The 20,276-nt window shown below is 46.8% G+C and carries 24 protein-coding genes and 3 pseudogenes; 19 read left to right on the plus strand and 8 right to left on the minus strand.

The annotated features are described in order from the left end of the window. Positions 1-62: 62 nt before the first annotated feature. Positions 63-371 carry an accessory factor UbiK family protein gene (locus ABF86_RS10770; RefSeq protein WP_011635358.1) on the minus strand — a complete coding sequence of 103 codons (309 nt, stop codon included), beginning with the start codon at positions 369-371 and terminating at the stop codon, positions 63-65. A 164-nt stretch (positions 372-535) separates the two neighbouring features. On the opposite strand from ABF86_RS10770, the gene ABF86_RS10775 reads away from it, so the two are divergent. From ABF86_RS10775 to ABF86_RS10785, 3 genes are all read left to right on the plus strand, one after another. Continuing rightward, the gene (locus ABF86_RS10775; protein ID WP_011635357.1) at positions 536-1,534 is read left to right on the plus strand and encodes a phosphotransferase; all 999 of its coding nucleotides are present in this window, start codon (positions 536-538) and stop codon (positions 1,532-1,534) included. A gap of 14 nt (positions 1,535-1,548) precedes the next feature. After that, positions 1,549-2,274: an N-acetylmuramate alpha-1-phosphate uridylyltransferase MurU gene (gene murU, locus ABF86_RS10780; protein ID WP_074684987.1), complete on the plus strand. Its 726-nt coding sequence runs from the start codon at positions 1,549-1,551 to the stop codon at positions 2,272-2,274. A gap of 263 nt (positions 2,275-2,537) precedes the next feature. Further along, positions 2,538-3,620 (plus strand): tellurite resistance/C4-dicarboxylate transporter family protein, encoded by a 1,083-nt coding sequence (locus ABF86_RS10785; protein ID WP_041353588.1) that lies wholly within the window; start codon positions 2,538-2,540, stop codon positions 3,618-3,620. Between the two features lie 93 nt (positions 3,621-3,713). On the opposite strand, the gene ABF86_RS10790 is transcribed toward ABF86_RS10785, so the two are convergent. Beyond that, the gene (locus ABF86_RS10790) at positions 3,714-4,580 is read right to left on the minus strand and encodes a YicC/YloC family endoribonuclease (protein ID WP_041353587.1); all 867 of its coding nucleotides are present in this window, start codon (positions 4,578-4,580) and stop codon (positions 3,714-3,716) included. Between the two features lie 93 nt (positions 4,581-4,673). Here ABF86_RS10790 and ABF86_RS10795 point away from each other — a divergent pair, with 93 nt between their 5' ends. The 4 genes from ABF86_RS10795 to ABF86_RS10810 all read left to right on the plus strand — a co-directional run bounded on the left by ABF86_RS10795 (position 4,674) and on the right by ABF86_RS10810 (position 8,592). After that, a complete protein-coding gene (locus ABF86_RS10795; protein ID WP_011635353.1) occupies positions 4,674-5,588 on the plus strand; it encodes a Tim44-like domain-containing protein in 915 nt (304 codons plus the stop codon). Positions 5,589-5,770: 182 nt separating this feature from the next. Continuing rightward, on the plus strand, positions 5,771-6,373 hold the full coding sequence (locus ABF86_RS10800; protein ID WP_074684989.1) for an NUDIX domain-containing protein: 603 nt from the start codon (positions 5,771-5,773) through the stop codon (positions 6,371-6,373). Positions 6,374-6,383: 10 nt separating this feature from the next. After that, complete coding sequence (locus ABF86_RS10805; protein ID WP_074684990.1) at positions 6,384-7,811, plus strand: nodulation protein NfeD; 1,428 nt, start codon at positions 6,384-6,386, stop codon at positions 7,809-7,811. Position 7,812: 1 nt separating this feature from the next. Next, positions 7,813-8,592 (plus strand): slipin family protein, encoded by a 780-nt coding sequence (locus tag ABF86_RS10810; RefSeq protein ID WP_074456141.1) that lies wholly within the window; start codon positions 7,813-7,815, stop codon positions 8,590-8,592. 27 nt (positions 8,593-8,619) lie between these two features. On the opposite strand, the gene ABF86_RS10815 is transcribed toward ABF86_RS10810, so the two are convergent. The 3 genes and pseudogenes from ABF86_RS10815 to ABF86_RS12930 all read right to left on the minus strand — a co-directional run. Beyond that, a complete protein-coding gene (locus ABF86_RS10815; protein WP_083341439.1) occupies positions 8,620-9,201 on the minus strand; it encodes a CNP1-like family protein in 582 nt (193 codons plus the stop codon). 94 nt (positions 9,202-9,295) lie between these two features. Then, complete coding sequence (ahpC, locus tag ABF86_RS10820) at positions 9,296-9,859, minus strand: alkyl hydroperoxide reductase subunit C (protein WP_011635348.1); 564 nt, start codon at positions 9,857-9,859, stop codon at positions 9,296-9,298. A 254-nt stretch (positions 9,860-10,113) separates the two neighbouring features. Then, positions 10,114-10,504: pseudogene (locus tag ABF86_RS12930) on the minus strand (transposase); the annotation flags it as partial. Positions 10,505-10,700: 196 nt separating this feature from the next. On the opposite strand from ABF86_RS12930, the gene ABF86_RS10830 reads away from it, so the two are divergent. From ABF86_RS10830 to ABF86_RS10875, 10 genes and pseudogenes are all read left to right on the plus strand, one after another. Further along, on the plus strand, positions 10,701-10,868 hold the full coding sequence (locus tag ABF86_RS10830) for a DUF1328 domain-containing protein (RefSeq protein WP_074456142.1): 168 nt from the start codon (positions 10,701-10,703) through the stop codon (positions 10,866-10,868). Positions 10,869-10,939: 71 nt separating this feature from the next. Continuing rightward, positions 10,940-11,137, plus strand: coding sequence for a CsbD family protein (locus ABF86_RS10835; RefSeq protein ID WP_074684991.1), 198 nt, complete (start codon positions 10,940-10,942; stop codon positions 11,135-11,137). Between the two features lie 36 nt (positions 11,138-11,173). Continuing rightward, positions 11,174-11,479, plus strand: coding sequence for a hypothetical protein (locus ABF86_RS10840; RefSeq protein ID WP_193565746.1), 306 nt, complete (start codon positions 11,174-11,176; stop codon positions 11,477-11,479). A 121-nt stretch (positions 11,480-11,600) separates the two neighbouring features. Beyond that, positions 11,601-11,924 carry a BON domain-containing protein gene (locus ABF86_RS10845; RefSeq protein ID WP_074684992.1) on the plus strand — a complete coding sequence of 108 codons (324 nt, stop codon included), beginning with the start codon at positions 11,601-11,603 and terminating at the stop codon, positions 11,922-11,924. A 78-nt stretch (positions 11,925-12,002) separates the two neighbouring features. Continuing rightward, positions 12,003-12,582 (plus strand): annotated as a pseudogene (locus tag ABF86_RS10850) (IS3 family transposase); the annotation flags it as partial. Between the two features lie 82 nt (positions 12,583-12,664). Continuing rightward, positions 12,665-13,051: pseudogene (locus ABF86_RS10855) on the plus strand (transposase); the annotation flags it as partial. Positions 13,052-13,216: 165 nt separating this feature from the next. Continuing rightward, complete coding sequence (locus tag ABF86_RS10860; RefSeq protein WP_074684993.1) at positions 13,217-14,518, plus strand: pitrilysin family protein; 1,302 nt, start codon at positions 13,217-13,219, stop codon at positions 14,516-14,518. 14 nt (positions 14,519-14,532) lie between these two features. Further along, complete coding sequence (rsmD, locus tag ABF86_RS10865) at positions 14,533-15,087, plus strand: 16S rRNA (guanine(966)-N(2))-methyltransferase RsmD (RefSeq protein WP_074684994.1); 555 nt, start codon at positions 14,533-14,535, stop codon at positions 15,085-15,087. Continuing rightward, positions 15,080-15,574 (plus strand): pantetheine-phosphate adenylyltransferase, encoded by a 495-nt coding sequence (gene coaD, locus ABF86_RS10870; protein WP_074684995.1) that lies wholly within the window; start codon positions 15,080-15,082, stop codon positions 15,572-15,574. The genes rsmD and coaD overlap by 8 nt, the downstream gene beginning before the upstream one ends. Positions 15,575-15,579: 5 nt before the next feature. Continuing rightward, on the plus strand, positions 15,580-15,849 hold the full coding sequence (locus ABF86_RS10875; RefSeq protein WP_011635328.1) for a YfhL family 4Fe-4S dicluster ferredoxin: 270 nt from the start codon (positions 15,580-15,582) through the stop codon (positions 15,847-15,849). On the opposite strand, the gene ABF86_RS10880 is transcribed toward ABF86_RS10875, so the two are convergent. Then, the gene (locus tag ABF86_RS10880; protein WP_011635327.1) at positions 15,818-16,534 is read right to left on the minus strand and encodes a YggS family pyridoxal phosphate-dependent enzyme; all 717 of its coding nucleotides are present in this window, start codon (positions 16,532-16,534) and stop codon (positions 15,818-15,820) included. The genes ABF86_RS10875 and ABF86_RS10880 overlap by 32 nt on opposite strands. A 194-nt stretch (positions 16,535-16,728) precedes the next feature. Between ABF86_RS10880 and ABF86_RS10885 the strand changes: the two genes are divergently transcribed. Then, positions 16,729-17,772 carry a type IV pilus twitching motility protein PilT gene (locus tag ABF86_RS10885; RefSeq protein ID WP_160803594.1) on the plus strand — a complete coding sequence of 348 codons (1,044 nt, stop codon included), beginning with the start codon at positions 16,729-16,731 and terminating at the stop codon, positions 17,770-17,772. Positions 17,773-17,784: 12 nt separating this feature from the next. After that, positions 17,785-18,921 carry a PilT/PilU family type 4a pilus ATPase gene (locus ABF86_RS10890; RefSeq protein ID WP_011635325.1) on the plus strand — a complete coding sequence of 379 codons (1,137 nt, stop codon included), beginning with the start codon at positions 17,785-17,787 and terminating at the stop codon, positions 18,919-18,921. Here the strand turns inward: ABF86_RS10890 and mnmA are convergent, their stop codons facing one another. Continuing rightward, positions 18,922-20,007, minus strand: a complete 1,086-nt coding sequence (mnmA, locus tag ABF86_RS10895) for a tRNA 2-thiouridine(34) synthase MnmA (protein ID WP_011635324.1) — start codon at positions 20,005-20,007, stop codon at positions 18,922-18,924. Then, positions 20,004-20,276 (minus strand): hypothetical protein (locus tag ABF86_RS12600; protein ID WP_204987596.1); only part of this gene is annotated, 273 nt, incomplete at its 5' end. The genes ABF86_RS12600 and mnmA, both read right to left, overlap by 4 nt.

Here is a 20,276-nt window from a genome sequence, read left to right on the forward strand (position 1 = left end):
GGAACACGATCAAAGCATGGTGAGCCAGTGCTTCACCAGAAAAAATGTAACAAATCTCAGCACTACCTGTCATTGGCCGATCCGGGGCCAGAAGTATCCATTACATCTTCTACGGTACCTTCAACCATTGTTGATGGATGTGCCTGCTGCTCCAGTTTGTTCACCTTCTCTTCCAATTCAGCCAGCCTGATACGCGTACGCTTGATCACTTCCTGTTGCACATCGAATTCTTCCCGCGTGACCAAATCCAGCCGGGAAAAAATACCCATCAACATGGCGCGCATATTTTTCTCGATATCTTTAGCCGGGCTGCCCGCTAAGATTTCATTAACCTTGCTGCCGATTTCATCCAGTACATTTTTATTCAGCATTTTTTCTCTCCATTAAATTTCAAAGTTTTATTATCGGCTTCCGGGATAAAATCTCATATTTTAAACGAACAGGCAAACACAAATCGGCAGCTCCTGCCCGAACTATCGGACAGCATACAGCTGCATTATCCATTCCTTAACCTACCTTCAACCAATAAGTTTTAATGGACCGTCTGCAACTTCTGGAGTACTGGCTGAAAACCCTCTACCCCGATCAGCCCTTCACTTTGTCGCCTGCCTCGGCAGATGCCAGTTTTCGCCGCTATTTTCGTGTAGCTTTTCCCAGGGAAACACTGATTGCCATGGATGCACCGCCGCAACTGGAAGATTGCCGACCTTTCTTGCATGCCGCCAGTGTATTTGCGAAGGCATCCATCCATGTGCCCGACATCGTCGCACAAAATCTGGATCAAGGCTTTTTGCTGTTATCCGATCTTGGTACCACTACTTATCTGCAAGCACTTACCACGGAGCCAGAAAATGCCAATCAGCTTTACCAGGATGCCATTGACACACTGATCAGGATACAAAGCGCCAGCCAAAAAAATATCTTCCCTGAGTATGATCAGACGTTGCTTTCCCGCGAGCTGGAACTTTTTCCTGATTGGTACATGACGCGCCATTTACACGTTACGCCGAATGATGACCAGAAAAACACACTCAGGGCAGCTTTCAATCTGATTCTCGACAATACCGTTGCGCAACCGCAGGTATTCGTACACCGCGACTACCATAGCCGCAATCTGATGGTATCTGTTCCCAATCCGGGGGTGATCGACTTTCAGGATGCCGTTCTTGGTCCCATCACTTATGATCTGGTGTCCCTGTTCAAAGATGCCTACATCCACTGGGAAGAAGCACAGGTACTGGACTGGATAATCCGTTACTGGGAACGTGCACGCTGGAGCGGATTACCCGTTGCAGCCGATTTCTCCGGTTTCTACCGGGATTTTGAATGGATGGGTGTACAACGCCATCTCAAAGTGCTGGGAATTTTTTCCCGGCTGTACTATCGGGATCAGAAAGACGCCTATCTGCAAGACATGCCCGCAGTCATGCAATATCTACGAAAAACCTGCGAACGCTATGGCGAGCTTCATCCGCTGGCCCGACTGCTGGATCAACTGGAAGAAAAAACACCTGCAACCGGTTATACTTTCTGACCGAGAAACACCTGATGTTCAAAATCATGATCCTGGCAGCTGGCAAAGGGGAACGCATGAAGCCGCTCACTGATACCTGCCCCAAACCATTGCTGCGGGCGGGTGGAAAAATGCTGATCGAATATCATCTGGAGAAACTGGCACAGGCGGGTTTTTCCAGCGTTGTCATTAATCACGCCTATCTTGGCGACATGATTGAAGCTGCACTGCAGGATGGCAAACGCTATGGCCTCCATATCCAATATTCACCGGAATCCATCGTACTGGAAACCGCAGGCGGAATTACCAATGCACTACCACTGCTCACCAACCCCGATAAACACCAGCCTTTTGCAGTTATCAACGCTGATATTTTCTGCGATATGGATTTCTCCACCCTGTGGCCGATTTTGCAACAGATGCAATCAAATTCAGAGCAAATATTGGCTCACCTGATCCTGGTAAATAACCCGCCACATCATCCAGAAGGTGATTTTTCGCTACATAACGGTTCCGACAAACTGGTTGAATCAACTTGTCCGGATTGCCGAAAACTCACTTTCAGCGGCATCGGGGTTTATCATCCCGCCCTTTTCAAAAATGTGCTCCCCAATCAAGCTGAAAAACTGGCTCCCCTGCTGCGCCAGGCTATTACTGCCGGAAAAGTTACCGGCTCACATTACTTAGGTATATGGATGGACATCGGCACCCCTAAACGCCTGCAACTGCTCGATACCAAACTCAGGCAATCTGCGCTGTGAACCTGTTTATGGTCTTCTGGGCAATATGTCAGGTGGATAAATTGCAGGGCTGGTATTGAGCAGTTGCAGTTGTATCTGGGTGAGTATTTGTTATCAAGGGTATGGGAATTGAGGTGGGTATAAGACCTTCTGTGTATGTGTTCTGATAGCAAATATTTGGTATTTTCGATATTTTCGTAACCACATTTTCCTGTGCAGGATGCCTGTCATAATTTGCTGATGGCATGACAAATTAGTACAAACGAACTGAATTCATAATACACATGCTGTTTTATCCCGTTTTATTCTTCAACAGCATCAGGGTTTTCCACCCGTCCTGGTTTGTGATGGTGATGGCTACCGGTATTGTATCTGTTGCCTTTGATGTGCTTGATTTCACGGTTATAGCAAAGTCTTTGTTTGCTCTGACCTTATCGCTTTATTCTGTTTTTTGCCTATTTTTTGTCGCACGGATCGTATTTTTCCCGCGTGAACTGCTATTGGAACTTTGTATTTTGTCACGGAGCTGGCTGTTTCTGGCTTTCGTGGCAGGAACCAATACGGTCGGAGTGCAACTGATCTCGTTCGCTCAGGCAAATAGTCTGGCAAACGTACTTTGGTGTAGTGCGTTTTTTGCCTGGCTTGTATTGATCGGTTTTATTATTTTTAATATCTTAAGGTTGCCGCGAGAAAGTGCTGTCAATTTCATCTGTGGAGCAACACTTCTTCTGACTGTAAGTACTGTGTCGATCGTGCTGCTGGGGAGTTATCTGCTCGATGCAACGGATGAAAATACGTGGAACTTCCTGGTGCTCTGGGGGATATGGATATTGGGTTGCGTTTTATATTTATTTGTAATTTATTTGATTATCCGCCGGCTGTTCTTTAGTTGCTTTGTCCCGGAAAACTGGCAGCCGTCTTACTGGATTTGTATGGGAGCGCCTGCCATTATCACTCTTGCTGGTTCGGAATTTTTTACTCGCTTACCCCGCTCTCTCTGTGATGATCTAGGGCAGGTGACGTTGGAGATGAGCCTCCTCGCGTGGGCATTTGGTACTTTATGGATACCTTATTTGCTAGGTATGGATATACGAAAATTTACCGTTGAATTGGATTCAGCCGCAGCCTGGATAAAAATATTTCCCTGGGCAAGATTGGCATGCAAAGGGAAGTGTCGTGCTTATGATATCGAAGCATGGAGCAGAGTATTTCCGGCAGGAATGTATACCGTATGCACCTTCTCTCTGGCGAAAGTAAGTGGTTATTACTTTCTTGAATCTATTTCCTTTTATTGGTGTTGGTTTGCGCTGTTGATCTGGTTGCTCACCTTGATCGGCACATTTAGATCACTGATAAATTACAGATAAACTATCTATTCTGGCTGCTCTGCATTACTTTTCAGAATTTTCCAGAATAGAAAAATATGTATTGAAAAAGTTGTAGCAGGTGTGCTTTTTGGATCACTCTATGTTTTGAATCTGTTCGCGCAGTTGTTCAATCATAACTTTCATTTCTATGGATATGCGAGTGATTTCTCTGGCAACTGACTTGGATGCCAATGTATTGGCTTCCCGGTTAAGTTCCTGGGTCAGAAAATCAAGCCGTTTGCCGACAACGCCACCAGCCAGCACGATATGTTCAAATTCATTCAGGTGTCCCTGCAGACGCGATAATTCTTCATCCACATCAATTTTATTGGCAAACAAGGTGAATTCCTGACGGATACGTTCATCGTTTTCATCAAGACCAGCTGTCTTTAAGCAGTTTAGCAATCTTTCCTGAAAACCAGCCAGAATGGCTGGTAGGCTGGGTAACAGATCTAGCACCAGTTGACGTAATTGTTGTACGCGTTCCAGTAGCAGGTTTTGCAGTTTTTCTCCTTCACGCCTGCGAGCCAAAACCAGTTCTTGTAAAGCAGTCTGCAGCAGTGTCATGCAGGGGGGACGCAATTCATCGACTGAAATCCGATCGCTATCAAGTACCCCGGGCCAGCGCAAAATTTCAGCAACAGAAAGATCATTCGCTGCAGGAAAGATTGATTTGACGTCACGACTCATTGCCAGCAGATTATTCAATAGATCATGATTAAGTCGTTGGTGACGGGAGGTGCCTGAGTAGATTGAAAAAGTAAGGCGACAATCTACTTTTCCCCGCGTTATGCCTGTACCTAGAAAATCCCGCATCTCAGGTTCCAGTACACGAAACTCGTCAGGAAGCTTGAATTGCAGGTCAAGATAGCGATTGTTGACTGAACGTAGTTCCAAAGCCAGCGATCCTTGCGGAATTTCTGCGGAAGCTGCCGCATAACCTGTCATGCTTGTAATCATGAACTTTTCCATCCGACGGGTAGTCCAGAGCGATTGGGGATGATGCTATACTCAGCCCTTAAATTATATTTTTGATTCATGGAGATAAGCATAATGAGAATATTAACATTTCTGGCTTTGGCATTGCTTGCTTTTAGTCTGACAGCACTGGATGCCGAAGCCCGGCGTCTGGGCGGTGGCAGCAGCCTTGGGAAACAGCGCCAATCGCTTAACCTTAACCGTCAGCAGCAACAGACTACTCCCCAGCAAGCCCAGCGCCCCGGGCAATCCGCAGCACCCGCTGCAGCAGCAGGGGGTAGCAAATGGCTGGGGCCACTGGCCGGATTGGCTGCTGGTGGATTGCTGGCGTCACTGCTTATGGGCGGAGCTTTTGACGGAATCAATATGATGGATATTCTAGTGCTGGCAGGCATAGCAGCTGCCATATTCTTCGGAATACGCATGATGCGCAGATCTTCCGGAGGCGGACAAGCAGCGCGACCTATGCAATATTCTGGTGCGGGAGCTGGGCATAGTATGGGAGGAATGCCATTTCCTCGTCAGGATACGGCAACTCCTTCGGGAGGAGTAGCTTCCGGGGTCGGTGGTCAGTCTGCCGCCAATACGGATGCTCTCGATATTCCTGCTGGTTTCGACGTGGATTCCTTTCTTAAAAATGCCAAAGGTTCATTCATTACGTTGCAATTGGCGCATGATTCCGGTGATCTAGAAGAGATTCGCGCATTTACAACACCTGAATTGTTTGCAGAAATCAGTAAACAGATTACTGAGCGCGGTAATGTTACCCAGCAGACTGATGTGACCCATGTTAATGCAGCCTTACTAGACATCACCACTCAGGATAATCATGCAGTTGCCAGCGTCCGGTTTACCGGTGAGCTACGGGAAGCTCCCGGGGCACAGTTGGAGCCTTTTGACGAGATCTGGCATGTTGAAAAAGATCTGGTTGCCTCTGATTCTGCCTGGCTGTTGTCCGGCATTCAGCAGGCATCTGATCTGAAGCATTGATCATACGGACGTGCTCTGGCCAGATTGGTTTGTCAGCTATTATGGCTGAATTATCTGCCGTGCAGGACTTGATAGCCAGAACACGTCCGTTAAGTGCCTGAATGAAATCTTGATGCTATCTCTGCCAGCAATTGGGAATAAATCACTGATTGCTGGTAATAAACTACTCAAACATCCATAAAATGGATTTCGAAATACTGGAAAAAACCATCTGCTTTCAGGGTTTTTTCCGTCTAGAGCAGTACCGCCTGCGTCACCGTAAATTCGACGGAGGGTGGGGGCGCCCGATCACACGTGAATTATTTGAGCGGGGACATGCAGCAGCAGTATTGCCTTACGATCCGCACACTGATGAAATTTTACTGATTGAACAGTTTCGTGCAGGCGCCATGTCTGCACCAGATGGTCCTTGGTTGCTAGAAATTGTGGCGGGCATAATTGAAGCTGATGAAGCGCCAGAACAGGTGGTTGCAAGAGAATCCATCGAGGAAGCGGATTGTCAGATCAGTAGCCTGATCCCGCTGTATGATTATCTGGTCAGCCCCGGTGGTACGACTGAGCGAATTGTATTGTTCTGTGGTCGGGTTGATATGAAAACGATTGATGCGGGCAGTATTCATGGCAATGGCGAAGAAGATGAGGATATCAAGGTGCATGTCATGTCTTTTCATGATGCGTTGGAACTATTGAATACCGGTCAGATTAATTCTGCCAGTGCTATTATTGCATTACAGTGGCTTGCTTTGAACCGCGACACTGTTCAGCAGCACTGGCTGTCAAGATAGGAGTGCACGCATGTGTGCCAGTAAATCTACAGGATTTTACCAGGCACAATATAGTTTGCTGCTGGCTATTTTTCTATGGGCTGGCATGCTGTTTGCACAACCCTCCAATACGGCCACTGGCGCAGCTAATGGCATTGCTGTCTGGCTGGATGTTAACGGCGCCATCAGTCCAGCCATGTACGATTACATTCATCGTGGACTCTCCAGAGCGGCCGAACAGCAGGCGCAGATCGTTATTCTTCAAATGGATACACCCGGCGGGCTGGATGTGTCCATGCGCAAGATCATCCAGGAAATTATTGCCTCCCCGATTCCAGTAGCAAGTTTTGTAGCCCCCAGCGGCGCGCGTGCAGCCAGTGCCGGCACCTATATTCTTTACGCCAGTCATATCGCGGCCATGGCACCTGCAACCAATCTGGGCGCTGCCACACCGGTAAAGATAGGAGTCCAGTCACAAGAGATAAAGGCACCCGGGCATAAACCGGAAAATGAAAGAATCAACCCAATCAGTTCATCTGGTACGCAGGATGCCATGACAATGAAAGTTATCAATGATGCGGCCGCTTATATCCGTGGACTTGCCCGGATGCGCGATCGCAATGCTGACTGGGCAGAGCAGGCAGTACGAGAGGGTGTCAGTCTGACATCTGCAGAAGCACTTGATAACAACGTGATTGATCTGATAGCAGATGATCTGGGTGATCTGCTGACGCAAATAGACGGACGTGTAGTCGATTTAGCCGGACAAAAAGTAGCGTTATCTACTCGATCGCTGGTGTTGGAGCACTTTGAACAGGACTGGCGCACACATCTACTGGCAGTGATCACTAATCCCGATGTTGCTTATATCCTGATGCTGATTGGTTTTTATGGTCTGATCCTTGAATTTGCAAATCCCGGGACAATCATGGCTGGTGTAATCGGGGCAATCAGCCTGCTGCTGGCTTTGTTTGCCTTTCAGGTGTTGCCAATCAATTATGCTGGACTGGCGCTGATTCTACTTGGCATCACTTTTATGCTGGCAGAGGCACTCGTGCCAGGCGTGGGAGTGTTAGGCATTGGGGGGGTGGCGGCTTTCATCATGGGATCGATTATGTTGATTGATACGGAAATACCAGGGTACGGTATTTCGATTCCATTGATCGTTACATTTGCACTGATATCGGCTGGGTTTTTTATGATGGTACTTGGCATGGCGCTCAAATCCAGGGAAAAACCAGTTGTCACAGGTAGTGAACAACTTATTCGCAGCATGGGAGAAGTAGTGGAAGGCTTTGATCAGGAAGGTTGGATCCGGATTCATGGCGAGTTGTGGCGTGCCAGATCCAACACCCCATTAAAACCTGGACAGCAGGTCAGTGTAATAGCCATACATGGACTGATGCTTGAAGTGGAGCCTTACCAACCTGATCTTACAATCAACACAACGGAGGATTGATATGCACACGGATATCGTATCAGTTATTACGCCAATACTGATTTTTTCCATCTTTTTTCTGGCCAGTGCGCTTAAGGTATTGAAAGAATACGAGCGCGGGGTCGTGTTCATGCTGGGGCGTTTTTGGCGAGTCAAAGGGCCGGGTCTCATCGTTGTCATTCCAGTTATACAAACTATGGTGCGGGTTGATCTACGCACAATTGTGATGGATGTGCCCGCTCAGGATGTTATTTCGCGTGACAATGTTTCGGTAAAAGTAAATGCCGTGCTGTATTTTCGTGTGGTTGATCCGGAAAAAGCCATTATTCAGGTTGAGGATTACAATATGGCGACCAGTCAGCTGGCACAGACAACATTACGCTCCGTGCTGGGGCAACATGAGCTGGATGAAATGCTGGCCAGTCGCGACAAGCTCAATACGGATATCCAGTTGATTCTGGATGGGCAGACTGAAGCGTGGGGTATCAAGGTATCGAATGTCGAGCTCAAGCACGTTGATCTCAATGAAACAATGGTTCGGGCAATTGCAAGACAGGCCGAGGCCGAACGGGAGCGCCGTGCCAAAATCATTCATGCAGAAGGAGAATTGCAGGCATCACGCCATTTGCTTGAGGCCTCGCAAATTCTGGCGAAGCAGCCTCAAGCTTTGCAACTGCGCTATCTGCAAACGCTGACAGAAATAGCAGGAGAGAAAAGTTCTACGATTGTTTTTCCGCTACCGATAGAGTTGTTGTCTGTTTTGCAAAAAATGTCAGAGAGAACATCTGTCAGTGACGATTAGATTAACTAATCAAACGATGGATGATGATTAGCGATTCATCATTGGATGTACGCCGGCTTTGAGCGCACGGATTGCTTCTTCAGGAGAACCCACCACTAAACCACGGGGACAGAAATAAAATTTGGCCAGCTCCCGCTGTGCCTGTAATTGGGTAACCATTTCAAGTGGTTGCCATTCAGAAATGGTGGCACGTACCCAGCTGTGTGTTTCGTTGTTGCCTGTTGCATAGCGTTTCCGTTCGCGTGTTTTGCAGCGTATCCCTTCGTATGAAACATTGCTCGCACCTTGTCCGGATCGGGCTACCATACTGTAGCGGATCACACGTTTCTCATCGACACTGATTGATTTGGCATCGATAAAATAACGCAATCTTGCAGTAGGGCCGGCATCAAATTCCAGTAGATTTTCCGGTTGTGGGTAGGCAGGTAGACTGGATTGAATGGCTTCCCAGTCTTTTTTGTGATCAAGCGTATCGAAGAATGTACTTTGGCTGATGCAGGCGGTGATACCAAGAGTCAGCATCAAGCTCAATACAGTTTTTATCCACCGATTGAGTTTTCGGTACATAGCCTTGCGGAAAATCAGAAAAAAATCAGCAGCTACCATCATTGTGTGATTGGCTGGTCTGAAGAAACCGGCTGGGATACCTCTCTAGAGGAGAAGTATCGCTGCAGCCGGTTGAAAGCAGAATTGTGCAGAATATTTAAATCTTGCCAACCAGATCAATAGATGGCTTCAGCGTGGCAGCACCATCAGTCCATTTGGCAGGGCAAACTTCGCCCGAGTGAGTAGAGACGTATTGTGCAGCCTTAGCCTTGCGCAGTAATTCAGCAGCATTACGACCGATACTGAGATCCTGAACTTCTAGTGCTTTAATTTGGCCTTCTGGATTGATAATAAAACTTCCACGTAAGGCTAATCCTTCTTCTTCAATGAGTACGTCAAAGTCGCGTGCCAGCTGTCTGGTTGGATCGCCTATCATGGGATATTGAACCTTACGGACCACGCTGGAGCTGTCGTGCCATGCTTTGTGTGTGAAATGTGTGTCGGTAGAAACCGAATAGACTTCAATGCCTGCTTTCTGGAACTCAGCATAATTATCTGCCAGATCCTCCAGCTCGGTTGGGCATACAAAAGTAAAGTCGGCTGGATAGAAAACGATAACCGACCATTTTCCCTTTAATGTTTTGTCGGATACCTCAACAAAATCGCCATTGTGGTATGCAGTTGCCTTGAACGGTTTGATAGTGGTGTTAATCAGTGACATTGCCGCTTCCTTTTATGTAGTTGACTCAGAATAATAAGCTTTGACAGAAGTTTAGAACGCTGTATCAAATTAGTCTAGTCCACAATGAATGTGACCAGTAGTCTTTATAACATATATTGCAGGAGTTACTGGGTCGTGTAGCGAAACTAAAAGCCCGTCTGATCCCAAATGATTATACAGATAAAACTCGTTATCCCTTGTTCATGACACGAGTAGTTAGTAGTTATGAGCAAGTTGAAAAATGATAATTGCTTTGCATCAAACGCCTTATCTGCCAGCAGATGATCTGCATCATCGCCTTCGATCAGGCGGCCAACTTGCATGCAATCAGCAGTGGTACCTGGTGGTGTAACAAGGATTTTGACCGGCATACCATGCGCATCCTCGGCCAGATGTATATCAGCCATTCATAATCCGGGTTATCCATCAGGATTTCCAGCAATTTTTCCCGGATACCCTTGTCACGCCAGCGAATAAAACGGCGGTGGGTATTGCTCCACCCCCGTAGTCCGGCGGCAAATCCCGCCATGGAGCTCTGTTTACATAACCCAGAAAACAGCATTGATAAACCGACAGATTATCTGTGGCTATCCCTCCCCATGCCCCTTCTCTACCTGGTAAATGCTCCTCAAGTAGCTGTCGCATCCCAGATGTTTGTATTATTTAACGCTTTGTGCGTCATCGCACATACCACAAAAAACTCCTGCTGTAGTATGCCTTTAATGCTCAAAGAAGAGTACAGCACAATGAGTCAGAAGATTAACGCTTCTAAAAATATATTTCTAGATTGGTGTGCTGAATTAACACACCCTCTGGAGCCATGAAAATAAGGAGAAACCTCATGATAAATTTGGCAATTACTTTCTTGGTTATAGCAATAATTGCTGCCCTATTAGGCATAACTGGTGTCGCAGGTATCGCGATGGAAATGGCCTGGATTTTATTTGTTATCGGTGTCGTGTTAGCAGTTGTATTCTGGGTATTGGGACGACGCCCGCCACCTATGTAATTTTGTTGTGACTGCATGTCATAGGAAACATTAAATTATTTATTTCAATTTTAATAAAAGGGGTATTCATTATGAACTGGGATCAAATTAAAGGTAATTGGGCACAGGCCAAAGGCAAAATACAGCAACAATGGGGCAAGTTGACCGACGATGATCTGGATATTGTTGAAGGAAAGCGTGAAGAGTTAATTGGCAAAATTCAGGAAAAATATGGTATTGCAAAAGAGGCTGCTGAAAAGCAGGTGGATGATTTTTGCAAAAAAAGTTGATTCAAGTAGTTCTTTCACTGTAAAAAGGAAATCAGAATGATAAATAAGTTAATGAAAATAATTTTGACTTTAAGTGCTTTTCTATTTGTTATTGCAGCACCTAATAGCTATGCACAGAATGCTATTCAAAGCATGGGTGATGCAGAGACACAAGCCGATAGATTGGAAGATAAAGCTGATCAGATTAGAGAAGCGGGTGAGGAGGCAAAAGAAGCCAAGGAAGAGATGCGCGAAAATCAAGCCGATAAGATGGAAGATCAGGCGGATCAGGTGAGAGATACGGCTGAAGACAAGGCTGATAAAATAGAAGATAACGCAGATAAAGTCAGAGACAATCATTAATAATTTGTCGTATTAAGCAATCCTTAGTCTTGATGACTAATTCCAACAGTTAATTGTTACATAGCCTTTGGAGTCGTATAAGGTATAACTGATAATTCTTTAATTCAATGAGGTACAGGACATGAGATTCTTAAAATTAATTGCCGGTTTGTTTTTAATAAGCATGTTGTCTATTGCTTCCGTAGCTTCTGCGGAAGAGTTTAGTGTGGGTGAATTTGTTAGTGATTCAGTCATTACTACCCAAATCAAAGCCAAGTTGCTTGCGACAGAAAATATTGATTCATTGCACATTAAAGTAGATACAGATAGTGATGGGGTGGTGGTGCTAACTGGTACGGTGAAATCAGAGGAAGAAAAGGAAAAGGCGCACACCATTGCGCATTCGGTAGATGGTGTAAAGAAGGTTCTGAACAAATTAATAATTGAGCCAGATCAATTAAAATAGAGGCCGTAAAATCTACTGTAAGCGCCAAAGCCTTCATACCTTGTGAAAATTTCCCATGACTACTTGTCGCAGAATTGAGAAGCGCTCAATGCACGGGGTTATCCGGTGGGTGTCGCTGGAAAGCTCGGAGATTGATGCGAGAAGCTGGCGTGCAAGTGAGGCACCGGGAAAAGTACAAGGTAACCACTGACAGTCATCACAAACAACCGGTGTTCGAGAACAAACTGAATCGACAGTTTGATGTTGCCAAACCGGATCAAGTCTATGTGAGCGATATTACTGACATTTGGAATCAGGAAGGCTGGCTGTATCTGGCAGTGGTGATTGATTTGTTTTCTCGGAAGGTAGTTGGTTGGAGCATGAGTTCAAGAATGAAAGCAAAACTGGTTTATGATGCATTGCAGATGGTTGTCTGGCAATGTCAGCCGCAAGTAGGGCTGACGGTACATTCGGATCGCGGATCGCAATATGCCTGCAAACAGTATCGCCAACTTCTAAAAATATATGGCTTTATCGGCAGCCTTAAACAGGAGCAAATCCACTGGCAATATTACCTGACCCGCTATGCAGCTCAGCAAGATGTATTGCATATATTTCCATGTTTTATAACAGCCAGCGACTACATTCATACCTGGGATACAAAAGCCCAAACCAATACCTGATTAGAAAGATTGTTCAGCCGGGCCCGATTTTTTCTATGATAAGGCGCATAGTGGCCCAAACACACCCATCAAAGCTCTGGCTTTACGCGCAAAGCGGTTTTTAACTGGGTTACTGCTGACCTCGCGCCAGGTTGTATAGTCACTTCCGATGGATTGAGTTGTTTTACCGGGGTTGCTGATGCTGGCTGCCAGCACCGGGCAATCGTTGCGGACAGCCGCAAATCTAAGGATTTACCAGAATTCAGCTGGATCAATACGGTTTTGGGCAACCTCAAAACCAGCCTGGGTGGCACTTATCATGCATTCAATTTCGCCAAATATAGAACCCGTTACCTCGGTGCATTTGTTTACCGTTTCAACTGGCGCTTCCATCTTGAGGCGCTCCCTCAACATCTGTTCGTCGCCGCAGCCACTATCGGACCCTGGCCAACACGTTGGCTACGGCAAGCTGAACAATCTTTCTAATCAGGTACAATGTTTCTACATTTAACGCTAAGGAAAGGCTGGTTAAAGTGATAAACGTCATTGCGAGTGTGTGGTTTTTAGCTGCGAGGCCATAGGCCGTGGCAGGAAGCAATCCAGATGACGGAATAAATCAGTGTTTCCCTAAATTTACCGGGAAAGGGATATATGCGATTTTTACAGTTTTTGGTCATGTTCTGGCTGGGTATTCATGCGCAGTGGGCGTTGGCTTTTTTGCCAATTCAGCAGTGGCAGACAGCAAACGGGGTACGGGTTTATTTTGTTGAGAATCACGATTTGCCGATTCTTGATCTCAGCATTGAGTTTCCGGCAGGCAGCAGTACTGATACCGCTGCGACATCTGGGCGTGCGAGGCTGGTACAACGGTTGATGGGTATGGGCGCGGGTGGTTTATCAGAAGATCAGATTGCTGAAACACTGGCGGATGTCGGAGCAGAGCTGGGTGGAACATTTGATCTGGATCGAGCGGGTTTGTCATTGCGAACGTTGAGTCATCAGCAGGAGCGCATTCGTGCGCTGAATGTGCTGGCACAAATCATCCAGCGTCCGGAATTTCCTGAACAAATCTTGGAACGGGAACGTACGCGCATCATTTCTGCGCTCAAGGAAGCGGATACCAAGCCGGAAGTTATTGCAGACCGGACGTTAATGAAGCTGTTGTATGGCAAGCATCCTTATGGTTTGCGTGAATCCGGAGAGCCGGATACGCTTACCATGTTGAAACGTCAGGATCTGGTTGATTTTTACCGTACGCACTACACGGCTGGTAATGCAGTTGTCGCAATCATTGGTGATATCAAGCGTGATGAAGCGAATCATATTGCAGAGATGCTGACTGAAAATTTGCCCAGCGGAAAAACGAATAATAGCTTGCCAGCAGTCGAAAAACCGGAGCCGATAACCCGAAAAATTGCGCATCCGGCGACACAAAGCCATATCCAATTGGCTTATCCTGGGTTGAGCCGCAAGGATCCTGATTATTTTCCTTTGCTGGTTGGCAATTACATTCTGGGTGGGGGCGGGTTTGTATCTCGTTTGATGCAGACAATTCGTGAAACACGCGGGTTGGCCTACAGTGTTTACAGTGCTTTTATACCGTATCGGGAGAAAGGACCTTTTGAAATCGGTTTGCAGACAAAGAAAGAGCAGGCAGAACAGGCTTTGCAATTAACGCGAAAGACACTCAGTGACTTTGTTGAGCAGGGGCCAACTAAGAAAGAATTACAGGCTGCCCGGCAGAATATTGTGGGGGGATTTCCCTTGCGTATCGACAGTAACCGGAAAATACTCGGTTACCTGGGGGTGATCGGGTTTTATGATTTGCCACTGACTTATCTGGAAGATTATGTCAAGGCAGTGGAAAAAGTGACTGTGGTACAGATTAAAGAGGCGTTCCAGCGCCGGATTGATCCAGCAGGGATGGTGACTGTAGTCGTGGGTGCAGAGTAGACTCCTGATTTTTCATGTTGCTAATGGGTAAAATTCGTATTATTGGCGGGCAATGGCGCAGCAGATTGCTCCAGTTTTCTGATGATAAGTTGTTGCTGAGACCGACGCCAGATCGTGTACGAGAAACATTATTCAACTGGCTGGAGCAGGATCTGACCGGAAAAACTTGCCTGGATCTGTTTGCCGGTAGTGGTGCACTGGGGTTTGAAGCAGCTTCGCGTGGAGCAAAACAGGTCACCATAATTGAGCAAAATGTAAAGACGGCGCACAATCTACGCAACGCTATTGAGAAACTGGCTGCTTCACAAGTGAAACTTGAGCATACCGATGCCCGGACATTTCTTGCATCCAACTCTGAGTACTACGATATTATTTTTGTAGACCCTCCGTATCAATCCGGGTTGCTGACTGAAGTATTGCCATTACTGCCTGCGAGGTTGAGGAAAAACGGGGTGGTTTATGCTGAAAGTAGTGACAAGTTATTGCCCGATAATACCTGGTTGATCTACAAGCAAGGGCGAGCAAGCCATGTTTATTATTGCCTCTTGACTCTGAATCTTGATGGATAAAGTCATTTACCCAGGTACGTTTGATCCGATTACCCGTGGGCATGAGGATCTGGTATATCGTGCGTCGAGATTATTTGGCAAGGTGATTGTGGCGGTTGCTGTCAGTAGTGGAAAAGCACCTTTTTTCTCGCTGGAAGAACGGGTGAAAATGGCCAGAGACGTGCTGGCCGGATATTCCAATGTTGAAGTAACGGGATTTTCTGGTCTGCTGATGGAATTCGCGCGGCAACAGGATGCTCATATCATCATTCGCGGTCTGCGTGCCGTATCTGATTTTGAGTATGAATTTCAACTGGCGGGCATGAATCGCGGCTTGTATCCGGACGTGGAGACCATTTTTCTGACGCCATCTGAACAATATATGTTTATCTCCGCCACGATCGTGCGTGAAATTGCCCGTTTGGGAGGAGATGTAAGCAAATTTGTGCATCCTCTTGTGATCGAGCGGTTACGTCAGAAAAAGATAGAAATGAATAATGGAGAGTAATAAAAATGGCACTGATCATTACTGATGAATGCATCAATTGCGATGTGTGTGAACCTGAATGTCCTAACCAGGCAATTTCACAGGGGGAGGAAATTTACGAGATTAACCCGGATTTGTGTACGGAATGTGTCGGACATTATGATACGCCGCAGTGTGTGGAAGTTTGTCCGGTCAGCTGCATTATTGTTGATCCGAACCGGGTTGAGGATCATGAGCAGCTGATAGAGAAGTATCGTTTTCTGACTACGGGCGCGAACCGAGCTCCTCAGGGATAGCGTAACGTCGTTGACCAAAAATTGCTGTGCCTATTCTGACCATTGTGGCCCCTTCCGCAATGGCGTTCTCCAGATCTTCTGACATGCCCATTGATAGCGTATCCAGGATAAAGCCTTTCTGTTTGAGTTGCTCGTAAACTTCTCGCATCATCTGAAATTGTTCGCGTTGCAGCGCAGTGACAGCAGTCAGTTCCGGCACGGCCATGATTCCGCGCAGTTGAAGTCGCGGCTGCTCACTGACAAAGGCTGCCAGTTCTGCGGCTTTTTCCGGATCTACTCCACTTTTAGTAATTTCTCCACTTACATTGACTTGCACGCAGACTTGCAGGGGAGGTAATGATTCCGGTCTTGCTGCTGAAAGACGAGTTGCGATTTTTTCCCGGTCAATGCCATGTACCCAGGAAAAATTCTCGGCAATCAGTTTGGTTTTGTTGCTTTGAATTGGGCCGATAAAGTGCCATTCGATTGGTAAATCGGCTAATGCACGAATTTTAACCAGACCTTCTTGCAGATAATTTTCTCCAAACACGGTTTGTCCCGCTTCCCAGGCTTCTCTCAACTTATCCGGTGTATTGGTTTTACTGGCTGCCAGTAACTGAATAGTTGCCGGGTCGCGCCCCACATTTTTAGCGGCATCAATAATACGGTTCTTAACATTCTGCAGGCGTGAGGCAATTGTAGTCATGGCGAATAGTGATCTAAATGAGTTGACAAATACGATGGATATTACAGGGAAAGTTTGGCTGATGTTCCCGAAATATATTTAATTCCGTGCGGTTTGATCCGTTCTAGATTGGATCGGCCCGGTGTGGCCGGAAATGACATCCAACGATTGTCATTGACCAACCAATATTCCACGAGGTAGAAGGAACACATCGGATGAACATAGTAGAACTACTCTCATTTGTGGTCAAGAATAGCGCTTCTGATCTGCATTTATCTGCTGGCATGCCACCCATGATTCGGGTGCATGGAGAGATTCGGCGTATCAATCTTCCCGCACTGGAGCACAAGGATGTGCATGACATGGTGTACGACATCATGAACGATAGCCAGCGTAAAGCTTATGAAGAACATCTGGAATGTGATTTTTCATTTGCTATTTCTGGTCTAGCTCGTTTCCGAGTCAATGCCTTCAACACCCAACGGGGAGCAGCTTCGGTGCTGCGTACCATTCCATCCAAAGTACTAACGCTTGAAGAGCTGAAAGCACCTAAGATATTTGCCGAGATCGCGCAACAGCCGCGTGGCGTGGTGTTGGTTACGGGGCCAACCGGATCTGGCAAGTCAACTACGCTTGCAGCCATGATCAATGATATTAACGAAAATCAGTATGGTCATATCCTGACTCTGGAAGATCCGATCGAATTTGTGCATGAAAGCAAAAAATGTCTGATTAACCAGCGTGAAGTCGGGCGAGATACGCACAGTTTCAGCAATGCACTGCGCTCTGCCTTACGGGAAGATCCAGATATTATTCTGGTGGGGGAAATGCGGGATTTGGAGACTATCCGCTTGGCGATGACTGCTGCGGAAACCGGTCATCTGGTTTTCGGCACGCTACATACCAGTTCGGCTGCCAAGACGATTGACCGGATTATTGACGTGTTTCCTGCTGAAGAAAATGAAATGGTACGTGCGATGTTGTCTGAATCGTTGCGTGCAGTTATTTCCCAGGCGCTGCTGAAGACAAAGGATGGCAAAGGGCGAGTGGCCGCACACGAGATCATGATCGGTACACCGGCGATCCGTAACCTTATCCGGGAAGGGAAAGTGGCACAGATGTATTCAGCCATCCAGACCGGGCAGGGAGTCGGGATGCAGACACTTGATCAGAATCTGACAGATCTGGTGAAACGCGGTGTTATTTCGATAGCGGAAGCGCGCACCAAAGCGATGAACAAAGATAATTTCCGGGGTTAAGGGTAGAACATGATGGAAAAAGAACAGGCACTTAAATTTATGCATGATTTATTGCGACTGATGCTAAGCAAGAAGGCTTCAGACTTGTTCATCACAGCAGGCTATCCTCCGGCGATGAAAATAGATGGAAAAATGACACCGGTCACGCAACAGGCGCTCTCTCCTATACATACCGAAGCTCTGGCACGGGTCATCATGAATAATAAGCAGGCGGCAGAGTTTGAGACCAGTAAGGAATGCAATTTTGCGATTAATCCTGAGGGGATCGGGCGTTTTCGTGTTAATACCTTTGTCCAGCAACAGCGGACGGGCATCGTTTTGCGGACAATTACCACAAAGATCCCGGATTTCGATGATCTCGGGTTGCCACCGGTTCTGAAAGAGGTTGTCATGAGCAAACGCGGTCTGGTGGTTTTTGTCGGTGGAACCGGTTCGGGAAAATCTACCTCGATGGCGGCGTTGATCGGCTATCGCAACAAAAGCAGCTATGGACACATCATTACCATTGAAGATCCGGTTGAATTTGTGCATGAGCATATCAACTGCGTCATTACTCAGCGGGAAGTCGGGGTTGATACGGAATCCTGGGAAGCTGCGCTGAAGAATACGTTACGGCAGGCGCCTGATGTTATTTTGATTGGTGAAATCCGGGATCGGGAAACAATGGAACATGCCATTGCCTTTGCCGAGACCGGGCATTTATGCATGGGTACCTTGCACGCAAACAGTGCTAATCAGGCGTTGGATCGCATTATCAACTTCTTTCCGGAAGAGCGGCGTGCGCAGTTGCTGATGGATTTATCACTGAATATGCGGGCATTGGTTGCACAAAGGTTAATTCCCAAAAAATCAGGCAGTGGGCGGGTTGCGGCAATCGAGATAATGCTCAATTCTCCGTTGATTTCCGATCTGATATTCAAGGGAAATGTGCATGAAATCAAGGAAATCATGAAAAAATCAAGTGAATTGGGGATGCAGACCTTTGATATGGCGCTATTTGAACTTTACGAGAGTGGTGTGATTTCCTACGAAGATGCATTACGTAATGCTGATTCCGTGAATGAACTGCGACTGCAAATCAAACTGAACGGAGCAGAAGCAAAACGTATACATACAGAGACAAACATCGAAAATTTAACCATTACCTGATTACACACTGTCGGTAATGATTCCTCCTCCCAGGCAGACTTTGCTTTCATAAATTACTACAGATTGCCCGGGAGTGACTCCCCATTGCGGCGCTGCAAAGCCGATCTGACAGGAATCATGCTCAAGGCGGATGATTGCGCAAGGTGCATCCGTCTGCCGATAGCGGATTTTGGCTGCATAAACCCAGCTTTGATGGGGCGGTGCACCGCTGATCCAGGAGAGATCGGCGGCAGTCAGTGAAGAACGTAACAGTGCAGGATGATCGTGCCCCTGCACGACATATAACACGTTTGTTTGCATATCTTTTCCTGACACAAACCAAGGTTGCTCGCTACCTTCGCGAATACCGCCAATACCCAGCCCCTGCCTTTGCCCGATGGTGTAATACATTAATCCCTGGTGCTCTCCAACGATCTGACCGTCCAGCGTATGAATTTCGCCTGGGTCGACTGGTAAATATCGGTTGAGAAACTCACGGAAAGGGCGTTCGCCAATGAAACAAATTCCAGTGCTATCTTTTTTGGTTGAATTGGGCAGTCCGTGCTTGTGTGCAATTTTGCGTACCTCTCGCTTGTAGAGGTGGCCAATAGGAAAAATTGTGCGTGACAATTGTTGCTGATTCAGCCGGTAAAGAAAATAGCTCTGATCCTTGTTGCCATCTTCCCCTTTGAGCAACTGAAACTGACCGTTGATTTCATGTACCTGCGCATAGTGTCCGGTTGCAATCCAGTCAGCGCCCAACGCCAGCGCGTGATCGAGAAAGGCTTTAAACTTGATCTCACTGTTGCAAAGCACATCTGGATTGGGCGTGCGTCCAGCCTGATATTCTGCTAAAAACAGGCTAAAAACCCGCTCCCGATACTCAGCTGAAAAATTCACTGCTTCCAGCGGTATATCAAGGATATCTGCTACAGAAGCGGCATCGAGAAAATCCTTGCGGGAAGAGCAATATTCATCGGTATCATCATCTTCCCAATTTTTCATGAAAAGGCCTATTACATCATAGCCTTGCTGCTTGAGTAACAAGGCGGCAACTGATGAGTCCACTCCGCCAGACATACCTACAACTACACGTGATTTATTCATTCCATCAACCGAAGAAACAGATACAGCAATTCTACCTTGCTTCCGGGCCAGCGATAAATTATGCGGCCTTTATCTTGTGCCTGGATACTCGGAACAATGCTTAGTAGTTCGTATTCAGATTTTTGCCCCGGTACCGGCTTCTTAAAATCTTGACTTGTCTCTGATGAGAAAGTAGTCTTGGGGCGCTGTGATGTATAGAAGTGATTTTGGCTGGTTACCTGAGAGGGATTGGGGTAGCTGGTTATTGTTTGTACATTGGAAATACCGAC

Source organism: Nitrosomonas sp. GH22 (assembly GCF_009833115.1).
Taxonomy (GTDB): Bacteria; Pseudomonadota; Gammaproteobacteria; order Burkholderiales; family Nitrosomonadaceae; genus Nitrosomonas; species Nitrosomonas eutropha.